Source organism: Acinetobacter lwoffii (genome assembly GCF_024129735.1).
In the GTDB taxonomy this organism is placed as follows: domain Bacteria; phylum Pseudomonadota; class Gammaproteobacteria; order Pseudomonadales; family Moraxellaceae; genus Acinetobacter; species Acinetobacter lwoffii_H.
Window position 1 is genome coordinate 67886 of the sequence record NZ_JAMXXK010000009.1, and the last position, 10001, is coordinate 77886.

At 43.1% G+C, this 10001-nt stretch carries 14 protein-coding genes; 9 read left to right on the top strand and 5 right to left on the bottom strand.

The window, feature by feature from the left end; genetic code table 11:
• The first annotated feature begins 228 nt into the window (after positions 1 to 228).
• The 9 genes from NI469_RS04310 to ahr all read left to right on the top strand — a co-directional run bounded on the left by NI469_RS04310 (position 229) and on the right by ahr (position 6726).
• Positions 229 to 933 (top strand): BamJ family beta-barrel-assembly machinery protein, encoded by a 705-nt coding sequence (locus NI469_RS04310; protein ID WP_253174485.1) that lies wholly within the window; start codon positions 229 to 231, stop codon positions 931 to 933.
• A 49-nt stretch (positions 934 to 982) separates the two neighbouring features.
• A complete protein-coding gene (locus NI469_RS04315; protein WP_253174486.1) occupies positions 983 to 1672 on the top strand; it encodes a BamJ family beta-barrel-assembly machinery protein in 690 nt (229 codons plus the stop codon).
• A 163-nt stretch (positions 1673 to 1835) separates the two neighbouring features.
• Positions 1836 to 2570 (top strand): dienelactone hydrolase family protein, encoded by a 735-nt coding sequence (locus NI469_RS04320; RefSeq protein WP_253174487.1) that lies wholly within the window; start codon positions 1836 to 1838, stop codon positions 2568 to 2570.
• A gap of 94 nt (positions 2571 to 2664) precedes the next feature.
• Positions 2665 to 3024 (top strand): HIT family protein, encoded by a 360-nt coding sequence (locus NI469_RS04325; protein WP_253174488.1) that lies wholly within the window; start codon positions 2665 to 2667, stop codon positions 3022 to 3024.
• A gap of 160 nt (positions 3025 to 3184) precedes the next feature.
• Positions 3185 to 4213, top strand: coding sequence for an A/G-specific adenine glycosylase (gene mutY / locus NI469_RS04330; RefSeq protein ID WP_276534067.1), 1029 nt, complete (start codon positions 3185 to 3187; stop codon positions 4211 to 4213).
• 60 nt (positions 4214 to 4273) lie between these two features.
• Entirely contained in the window at positions 4274 to 4825 is a 552-nt protein-coding gene (locus NI469_RS04335) for a M23 family metallopeptidase (RefSeq protein ID WP_276534068.1), read from the top strand.
• Positions 4826 to 4840: 15 nt separating this feature from the next.
• Complete coding sequence (locus tag NI469_RS04340) at positions 4841 to 5086, top strand: hypothetical protein (protein WP_184413389.1); 246 nt, start codon at positions 4841 to 4843, stop codon at positions 5084 to 5086.
• Positions 5087 to 5110: 24 nt separating this feature from the next.
• Complete coding sequence (locus NI469_RS04345) at positions 5111 to 5692, top strand: DNA-3-methyladenine glycosylase I (RefSeq protein WP_222112407.1); 582 nt, start codon at positions 5111 to 5113, stop codon at positions 5690 to 5692.
• Positions 5693 to 5697: 5 nt separating this feature from the next.
• A complete protein-coding gene (ahr, locus tag NI469_RS04350; RefSeq protein WP_184413393.1) occupies positions 5698 to 6726 on the top strand; it encodes an NADPH-dependent aldehyde reductase Ahr in 1029 nt (342 codons plus the stop codon).
• A gap of 48 nt (positions 6727 to 6774) precedes the next feature.
• Here the strand turns inward: ahr and NI469_RS04355 are convergent, their stop codons facing one another.
• The 5 genes from NI469_RS04355 to NI469_RS04375 all read right to left on the bottom strand — a co-directional run bounded on the left by NI469_RS04355 (position 6775) and on the right by NI469_RS04375 (position 9451).
• On the bottom strand, positions 6775 to 7419 hold the full coding sequence (locus NI469_RS04355; protein WP_195725379.1) for an START domain-containing protein: 645 nt from the start codon (positions 7417 to 7419) through the stop codon (positions 6775 to 6777).
• Between the two features lie 56 nt (positions 7420 to 7475).
• Positions 7476 to 8297, bottom strand: a complete 822-nt coding sequence (gene dapB / locus NI469_RS04360) for a 4-hydroxy-tetrahydrodipicolinate reductase (protein ID WP_004280861.1) — start codon at positions 8295 to 8297, stop codon at positions 7476 to 7478.
• 332 nt (positions 8298 to 8629) lie between these two features.
• Positions 8630 to 8827, bottom strand: a complete 198-nt coding sequence (locus NI469_RS04365; RefSeq protein ID WP_004280859.1) for a hypothetical protein — start codon at positions 8825 to 8827, stop codon at positions 8630 to 8632.
• A gap of 69 nt (positions 8828 to 8896) precedes the next feature.
• A complete protein-coding gene (locus NI469_RS04370) occupies positions 8897 to 9124 on the bottom strand; it encodes a hypothetical protein (RefSeq protein ID WP_004280858.1) in 228 nt (75 codons plus the stop codon).
• Between the two features lie 111 nt (positions 9125 to 9235).
• Positions 9236 to 9451 (bottom strand): cold-shock protein, encoded by a 216-nt coding sequence (locus tag NI469_RS04375; RefSeq protein ID WP_004280856.1) that lies wholly within the window; start codon positions 9449 to 9451, stop codon positions 9236 to 9238.
• Between the last annotated feature and the right edge of the window lie 550 nt (positions 9452 to 10001).

The window sequence follows — 10001 nt, forward strand, 5'->3', positions numbered from 1 at the left end:
TTGCAAAATACAATTTCGGTTAGAGCAATCTTTGTTCCTAGACATTCTCGAACAATGATTAAAATCTGAAAAATAAAAAAACCAGCCATTGCTGGTTTTTTTATATCTTCAAACTTCAACATAACTGCGGTGTCCACTTGCTAAAAAACCACCCATTCTGCAAGATTTCTCAAAATTTTCTGCTAAGATGGAATGAACCTCAACGATAACATTAGATTGGAATAATACATGAGTAAGGCCTTACCGATTGCTGTCGCTATTCTTTTAGGCGGTGCCGCGCTAGTACCTGTTTACTATGCAACTCAAAACCCAGCTGCTCAAACCACAAAAGCATCTAAAGATGCCTCGGCTGTTTCTAAAATTAGCTATGCACTCGGTTATGAAGTCGCTCATCAAACTCCACCTGAGCTAGATATTAACAGCTTTGTGACAGGCGTTCGCGAAGGCCATGCCCGTACTGCTCCTGCTTATACTGAAGAAGAATTACAAGCAGCTTATGAGCAGTTCCAAAAAGACATGCAGCAGAAGCAAGTGGATAGTGCTAAACAGGCTCAGGCATCAAGTGATACTTTCCTGACTGAAAATGCCAAAAAAGCTGAGGTAAAAACTACCGCATCTGGTTTGCAATATCTGGTGACCAAAGAAGGGATAGGCAAACAGCCTGCAGCCACTTCAATCGTGAAAGTACATTATACTGGCAAACTGGTTGATGGTACCGTGTTTGACAGTTCAGTTGAACGTGGCGAGCCGATTGAGTTCCCACTTAATCAGGTCATTCCAGGCTGGACCGAAGGTCTGCAACTGATGAAACAAGGCGGTAAAGCGACCCTGTATATCCCATCACAACTGGGCTATGGTGAACAGGGCGTGCCAGGAACCATTCCTCCACACAGTACTTTGATTTTTGATGTGGAACTCATTGAAGTAAAATAATCCACAACGAAGGAGAGCAAGGCGCTCTCCTTTATTTTGAGAATAAATCATGAAAATACAAATAAGCTTGATGGTTTTATTGCTAGGTTCTAGTAGTCTGTTTGCCAAAGAGGTCACCAATAAAAGTCCGGAAGCCGAACAGGTGGGTTATAGCTTTGGTTATCTGATGGGAAAAAGTAATGCAGATTCCTTACAAGGCATTGATCTGGATGCCTTCAGCGCCGGTTTAAAAGCGGCAGCTGCTGGTAAACAGGCGACTTTAAGTGAAGAAGAGATGGCGCGAGTCTTGACCCAATTCAAGCGTCAGGCTGAAGCCAAAGAGCTGATTACCCTGAAAAAGCAAGCGGATGAAAATGCCAAAATTGGTCAGGCTTTTCTGGCTGAAAATGCCAAAAAACCGGGGATAAAAACTACTAAATCCAGTCTACAATATCAGATTCTTCAGGAAGGCAAAGGCAAATCACCGAGTGCAAACAGTAATGTCCGCGTACATTATGAAGGCCGTTTGATTGATGGTACTGTTTTTGACAGCTCGATTGCCCGCAATCAGCCCGTGGTATTTCGTACTACCCAGGTGATTATCGGCTGGACCGAAGGGCTGCAACTAATGAAAGAGGGGGCCAAATACCGCTTTTTTATTCCTGCAGAACTGGCCTATGGACAGATTGGTTCAGGTGATGTGATTGAGCCAAACAGTACCCTGATTTTTGATGTGGAATTACTGGAAATTATGAAGTAATCAATACTATTTTTTTAATATTCTATTCGAGAGGCGCGATAGCGGCCTCTCTTTTTTATGCAGATAAAGAATAAATTAATCGAATGTTTTCATGTCACATTCAGAACAGTTTTGCTATGTTATGTTTTAATCAAGCAATTCAACAACAATAGAGGACGTCAGCATGGCAGCAATCAAGACTCGCGAAATTCATTATACTGCGCAGGATGGCAGCCCATTAATTGGTTATTTTGCCGCCCCAGAAACAGATACCCCTGTTGCCGGTGTACTGGTCGCACCCGAATGGTGGGGTCGGAATGAATATACCGAACAGCGCGCCCGTGAACTTGCAGAACATGGCTATGCGGCCTTGGCCATGGACATGTATGGGGATAAAAAAGTCACGACCAATTCTGATCAGGCTCATCAGTGGATGATGCAGACTTTTGAAGATCCTGACACCATCGTTAACCGTGCCACAGCGGCTTTGAATACCTTGGCAGCGCAGGATGAAGTTAATCCCGAAAAACTTGCAGCGATTGGTTTCTGCTACGGAGGCAAAGTCGTGCTGGATTTGGCCCGTTCCAATGCGCCATTAAAAGCAGTCGTCACTTTCCATGCCAATCTGACGCCAAAAGCACCGGCTCAGGAAGGTCAGGTACAGGCGGAAATCCTGGTGCTACATGGTGAACTGGACAGCATGGTGACTCTGGATGATGTGGCCAGTTTCCGTGAGGAAATGCATGCTGCCAAAGTCGAGCATGAAGTAATTGTTTTTGAAAATGCCAAACATGGCTTTAGCAACCCGCTTGCTGATGAACGGGCCAAAGCCAATGGTGTGGATCTTGGTTACAATGCAGAAGCGGAACAAAAAAGCTTGGCAGCGATGTATGCCTTGCTAGAACGTCATTTGGCATAAATAGAAACAACTATCCGGCTTGTTCACAGGCTGAATATTTTAGATACTTCATGAAGAAAAGAAAGATAAATCCTACCAGAGGAGAATGTGTATGATGGCTGAAACCAACTGCCCCTACTGCAATTTTGACGAATATGAGGTCATTGCCAAAAATGATTATGGTGTGGTGTTGCCTGAACCAAATTCATTGTCCAAAGGTCACTGTGTGATCATTCCACTACGGCATGTGGCCTCGTTTTTCGAAGTGACCGATAAAGAACGTAAAAGTTTGATGTCTTTACTGGAACAGGCACGCAATGAACTGCAATTACGTTACCAGCCTGCCGGTTTTCATGTCGGCTTTATTGATGGTGAAGTTTTTCAGGAAAAGGTAGAACATCTGCATATTCATATTATTCCGCGTTATGCAGGCAAGACCTTGAAGCTGGATGAGCGCTGGGGAATTAACGATTAACCGGATTCTTTATCAAAAATAAATGCTCTACGGAGCGTTTATTTTTTTGAAATCACTCTTCTGCCCAAACAAATGAGCAGCCATTTTTATCCTACTTTTCACATTCCCACCCTGCTGATTCCGCTATACTAGCTGCTGCTTATTCGGTTGCTAGGTGTTCATGTTTGTATTTTCAGATGCCCTGTTGGAATGGTTTGATGTGCATGGTCGTCATGACTTGCCCTGGCAGGTGACAGATGATCCCTATAAAGTCTGGGTTTCTGAAATCATGTTGCAGCAAACCCAGGTCAAAACTGTACTGCAATATTTCGAACGATTTATTCAGCGTTTTCCGACTGTTCAGGACTTAGGCCAAGCCTCATGGGATGAGGTCGCACCCTACTGGGCAGGTCTCGGCTATTATGCCCGCGCCCGCAATCTGCATAAAGCTGCCGGCATCGTGACAGCACAGCAGCAGTTCCCTCATACTCTGGAAGAATGGATGGCCTTGCCCGGCATTGGCCGTTCAACCGCTGGCGCCTTGATGTCACTCGGTTTACGTCAATATGGCGTAATCATGGATGGCAATGTCAAACGGGTATTGTCACGTTTCTTTGCCATTGAAGATGATCTGTCCAAACCGGTGCATGAGCGTGCCTTATGGCAACTGGCAGAACAACTCTGTCCTATCGAACGCAATCATGACTATACCCAGGCAATTATGGATCTGGGCGCGACCGTATGTACCCCGAAAAAGCCTTTGTGTCTGTATTGTCCAATGCAGCAGCATTGCAAGGCACATCAGCAAGGACTGGAAAATGAATTGCCTTTCAAAAAGGCCAAAAAACCAGTTCCTGTACGCTCTGCTCAGGTCCTGCTAATCCAGTCCGGTACAGACTGGCTTTGGCAGCAACGTCCCAATAGCGGTCTTTGGGGCGGTCTCTGGTGTCTGCCAATTATTGAAAATGCACATGAATGGGAACAGCAATGCCAGCAACTTGGCCTTAAAAATATCATCAAAAAGACCCAGATTAGCCACAGTTTTACTCATTTTACCTGGCAACTTGAAGCAATTGTTTTTGCAGTAGATCAGGATCAGCAGGAACATCTGGCGATTGAACTGCAAGGCTGCTGGATGAGTCCGCAAACAGCAACTGAGGCCGGCATTCCGACTGCCATGAAAAAATTGATCACTAGCGTCAATCTGTGACATAGTCTGGACAAAGCAAAATATCGATCAGCTCAACATGAGCATTGCCAATATTTAAGGATGAATAAAGTGCACCAATACCTTGCTTTGACGTGGATTGCTTTGATTGCTGTGCTGCTGGCTGCCTGTAGCAGTACACCAAAAAAATCCCCTGCTGTACAGCTCAACCCTATCCTCGTGCAAAAACTGAAAAGTATGCGAGTACCGTCCTCTCTGCCAATCCCGGTGGCACGCATACAAGCACGTGAGTTAACAGATACCTGGGGTGCTTCGCGCAGTCGCGGACGCCTACATGAAGGTATTGATATCATGGCTCCACGTGGAACCAAAGTCTTTAGCGCGACTGAGGGTCTGATTGCAGATTTACGTAACAACAATTTGGGTGGTAAAGTAGTCTGGATTTTGGGTCCAGGCGGCTCCTGGCACTATTATGCGCATCTGGATGGCCATAAACGTGGCTTAAAAGTCGGCGACTATGTCAAAAAAGGCCAGCTGATCGGTTATGTCGGCAATAGCGGTAATGCCCGGCATACTGCTCCTCATCTGCATTATGGAATCTATTTACAGGGCAAGGGCCGCGGTGTGGTCAACCCTTATCCCTATTTACGTTAATTTTAGGATATTTACATGTCAGAAGCGTTGATCAATCGTCTGGTAGAATTTGCTGAATCAGGCAATCAACAAAAAATTGTATTGAATGGTCAAACTTACCAGGGCTGGGTGATGGAAATTACCGAGGAAGCGCTTCTGATCAGTACCGGTTATGCTGACAAGGCCGGTAAAGATATGTGGATTCAATTTAGCGATCTGGATCAGGCTGAACTGTCGTATTGGGACAATCAGCAGGATCAATGGACTGTGTTTAAATTATAAAAGCATCAAAACAAGGAGCATCACATGACTGTGCAACGCTGTGGCTGGTGCTCCGATGATCCGCTGTATATCACCTACCATGACCAGGAATGGGGACAGGCCCTGCTGGATGAAAATCGCCTGTTTGAAATGCTGTGTCTGGAAGGACAGCAGGCCGGTCTGGCCTGGATTACCGTTCTCAGAAAACGTGAAGCTTATCGTGAACATTTTTTTCAATATTCGATTGAGTCTATCGCCTCACTTACAGATCAACAACTCCAAATAAAACTTGAAGATGCTAGCCTGATACGGCATCGCGGCAAACTCAATGCCATTCGGGAGAATGCCCAAGCTTGGCTTAAGCTACAGCAGCAAGGGATTAATCTGGTGGATTGGCTCTGGTCTTTTGCCCAGCAACCGCGACTGAATAATGATGTTGTGGATTATCGGCAAGCACCCGCTCAAACCATTGAGAGCCAGAGAATGTCTAAAGCATTAAAACAGGCTGGTTTTAAATTTGTCGGCCCCACCATTTGCTATGCCTTTATGCAGGCCGTTGGTATGGTCGATGACCATGAAAATCATTGTGACTTTAAAACAATATCCTCGCATTTAAATAAGAGCTGAAAATCATGTCGAATAATATTATTCAAGCTTATGCTGCTATGTCCGCAGGTGCGGAACTTGAACCTTATCAGTTTGATGCCGGAGAATTGCAGCCGCATCAGGTCGAAGTCAAAGTAGAATACTGCGGTCTCTGTCATTCCGATATTTCAGTGATCAATAATGACTGGGGTTCTTCAGTGTATCCGGTTGTAGCAGGACATGAGATTATCGGTACCATTACCCATCTGGGTGCAGAAGCCAAAGGCCTGAAAGTTGGGCAACGGGTGGGTATCGGCTGGACAGCGGAAAGTTGCCAATATTGCGATCCTTGTATTTCGGGCCAGCAGGTGCTGTGTACTGGCGGTCAGGTGGCTACCATTGTCGGACATGCCGGTGGTTTTGCCGACAAAGTGCGCGCCGGTTGGCAATGGGCCATTCCCTTACCTGAAGATCTTGATCCTGAAAGTGCGGGTCCCCTGCTCTGTGGCGGGATTACCGTCTTTGATCCGATCCTGAAACATCAGATTCAGGCCATTCATCATGTTGGTGTAATCGGGATTGGTGGTTTGGGTCATATCGCGATTAAATTACTCAAAGCCTGGGGCTGTGAGATTACCGCTTTCACATCAAATCTCGATAAAAGTGATGAGCTGAAAGGCATGGGTGCTGACCATGTGGTCAATAGTCGTGATTCGGCTGCCTTAAAAGCCCAGCGAGGCAAGTTTGATTTATTGCTGAGTACTGTCAATGTCACCTTGAACTGGCAGGCTTATCTGGCAACTTTGGCGCCGAATGGCACTGTGCATATGCTGGGTTTACCACTTGAGCCGATGCAGATTCCGGCTGGCATGCTGATTGGTGGAGCCAAGTCAGTTACCGGTTCACCGACAGGTTCGCCGGCGGCATTACGTCAGTTACTCCAATTTGCTGCACGTAAAAATATTGCTCCGCAAATTGAAGTCTTCCCGATGTCACAACTGAACCAGGCGATTGAACATCTGCATTCTGGCAAAGCCCGTTACCGGATTGTGCTTAAAGCAGATTTTACAGCTTAAATCCTGCTTATTTTCAGCTGTTAAAAAGACCCAGAAATTGGGTCTTTTTTATTGTAGAGCTTCAGGCAAGACCGCAATAGATGAAGGCTTGGCCAGCTCGGTCTTCATTTTCTGCAGCATCTGATAAGGTTGCTGTTGCACAAACATATTTACGAAGCTCAAAGGAATGGAACCTTCCGGATTGGCATAACCATAGGTAGAGACCTTGACTTTATTATTGGCCAGTTTCTGAAAAGTCCAGTCGCCCTGATAATCGGTTAAACGCACATAATCCGGGTTTAAAGGATAGGCACTTTGGATGGCTTTATTCTTGATGGTGATCTGGCCATTGGCTTCCTTGATCATCTTGCCCTGTACAATCAGGTCACGGTCTTTTAAGGGAAATGGAAAATCCAGCACCATATACAGGGTAAAGTCGCCTTTTTTATCATCGCGGGACAGGACCTTGATGCTACCCATATAGGGAACCCACTGCACTGCATGCTCGACGTTCAGAATCAAGGACACGGCATTTTCAAGCGGTGCAGTATAAGTGGTTTCAGCTTTATAGAGAAAGACCGGGTTTTGTTCATTCTGGTATGTCCAGACCTTGATATTATTTTTATGAATACTGAGTTTAGGCGTCCCGACAGGCTTGGCCTGCGCAATGGCGCCAAGCGCCACTGCACAGAGCAGGAAAATCATTTTTTGCATTTTTTATTCGTCTTATTTTAGTTTTAGATTTTTTTATAAATGATTTTGACTCGGTTTTAAACCTGAATATCGTTAAAACCAAGCACGTCCTTCATATCATATTTACGCGCTTCACGGCCTACGACCCAAGCCGCAGCACGTACCGCACCAGAAGCAAAGTTCATGCGATTGGTGGCTTTATGAGTAATTTCTACACGTTCCCCATCGGCAATAAACATTGCAGTATGTTCACCGACAATATCGCCACCACGAATAGTCTGGAAGCCAATGCTCTTACGCTCACGCGGCCCGGTATGACCTTCGCGACAATACACTGCATCTTCTTTCAGGTCACGGCCCAAAGTTTCCGCAATCGCCTCACCCCACATCAAAGCTGTACCCGATGGCGCATCTACTTTGTGACGGTGATGTGCTTCAATCACTTCGATATCAACCGTATCGCCAAAAACTTTAGAGGCCAGTTCAAGCAGTTTGATCGAGACGTTCACACCCACTGAATAGTTTGCTGCATAAACTACAGGAGTTTCCGTCGCAGATTGATCCAGATAGGCTTTTTGCTCGTCATTCATACCTGTGGTACCAATCACGATGGCGACACCAGCTTCACGGCAAATTTTCAGATGATTGACGGTCGCTGCTGGCGCAGTGAAATCAATCACGACATCACAGTCTTTGACTACATCGGTAAGGCTACCCACGACCTTAACACCTGTTGCACCAATTCCGGCAAGTTCGCCAGCATCTGTACCTAATAATGTACTTTCAGGGCGTTCTACCGCAGCCGCCAATTGATAACCTGCTTCATGCACAGCCTGAATAAGGATACGCCCCATACGACCGCCTGCACCCAAGATCCCAATGCGTGGTGTAGCTGACATAACATAGTCCTGATGTTGATCCAAAATTGCTCTTACTATAGCAAAACTGCGGAATAACACTAAGATGCATTGCATAAAAATCAATGAAAATACTCAAAGATCGAAATCACTGATATTGATAAGAGTTTCAATCCGGTCTTTGGAATTATGGGCTAGATCTCATCCAGGTCGTCGGATATGGATCAATAGCACGCATGAACGTAACCGTCTTCAAAAAGCAGCTTTCAAATCAGATGAAGAACATTCAAGCTTCGGGGGCAGATTAGGATCCTTTCAATTCAGCTCAGCTTATCTCTCACTGAAGTGATGAACCTAAGTCACTTAGGAATGATCTATACAATTTTGAAAATTTTTCCACTTAATGTACTTTGAAAGCACATTTCAAAACTGGGACGAATATCTTCACCATCTACAGTGATATGTTTTATATTGGAATGAGATTGTGTTTTAGAAAAATGATGATCGACTGTTGCTTGAATAGCGTGTTGAGCCCCAAACTGATCCTTTACACTAATACTTTGTTTAAGCATATCTATACCTTTAATAATAGTTAAAGTGGCAAAATATCCACTAAAAATTGATGTTTCTGAATTTTATCTTTAAATAACTTTATGATTTAGCTTAAATAATTGATTTATAGAAGTATAGAATGTACGACCATCTAAGTTTAAATCTACCTCAACTCCAGATGAAAGAAGAACTCTCTTACCCACTTCAATTCTTTTTAAACCCTGACGTGTATTTTGCATTTTATTGAGAGGAATTAACGAAACAATAATTTCAGTACCATTTTTAGATTTTGCAATTAAATCATTTATTTTTAACAACTTGAATCCTGTTTTTCTAAAGATTTTTCCAATTTGGAAAATAACTTAAAATTAAATTTGAACGATAAAAAAAGCACTTATTAAGTGCTTTTTTTTACTGTTTATTCTTACTTAGATAGCAACAATATTTACAGCATTCGGTCCTTTTTGACCTTGAGCTACACTGAATTCAACCAGTTGGCCTTCCATTAAGGTTTTAAAACCTGAACTGGCGATTTCGCTGAAATGAGCAAAAACATCTGGACCTGATTCTTGTTGAATAAAACCAAAACCTTTAGTTTCGTTGAACCACTTTACAGTACCTTTAACAACATTTGAGTTTGACATAATATATCCTACTAATTTTTTAATAATTTTTAGTCAATTTATTGACTGAATATAACTTTGAAATAATAAAGAATGAGACTTAAAATCTGAAAAAAACGAAGGATTATGACTAAAACTGCGATACTTAAAGAAGATTTACCGAAACAAGACTTTTTTCTAGTTAAGTTAACTATACACGAAAAATTTAATTAATCAAGTTTTCTTATATATATATTTATTTTATTTATTAAAAAATGAAATTTTAAAAATTTATAGTGATTTCAATAAGATTAAGCTTCCATTGTCATGAGAACAAAATAAGAGTAATCTGCTGTACTGGTAAATTTGATAAGTAATGAATGCGATTATATAGCTCTGTAATAACAATATTGGCCTTTTTAATTTCGGGAATGATGCTTTTTTCTCACTTACAAAATATCTATCACCCTCCAAATTTGGACTCATACTTTCTATTTAGATAATAGACTTCCGTCATAAATCAAAAAACGTACAATTTATTTGATCTTAAATTAATCAGCAAAATTATTTAATTCAAGAGATAATCCTTGGA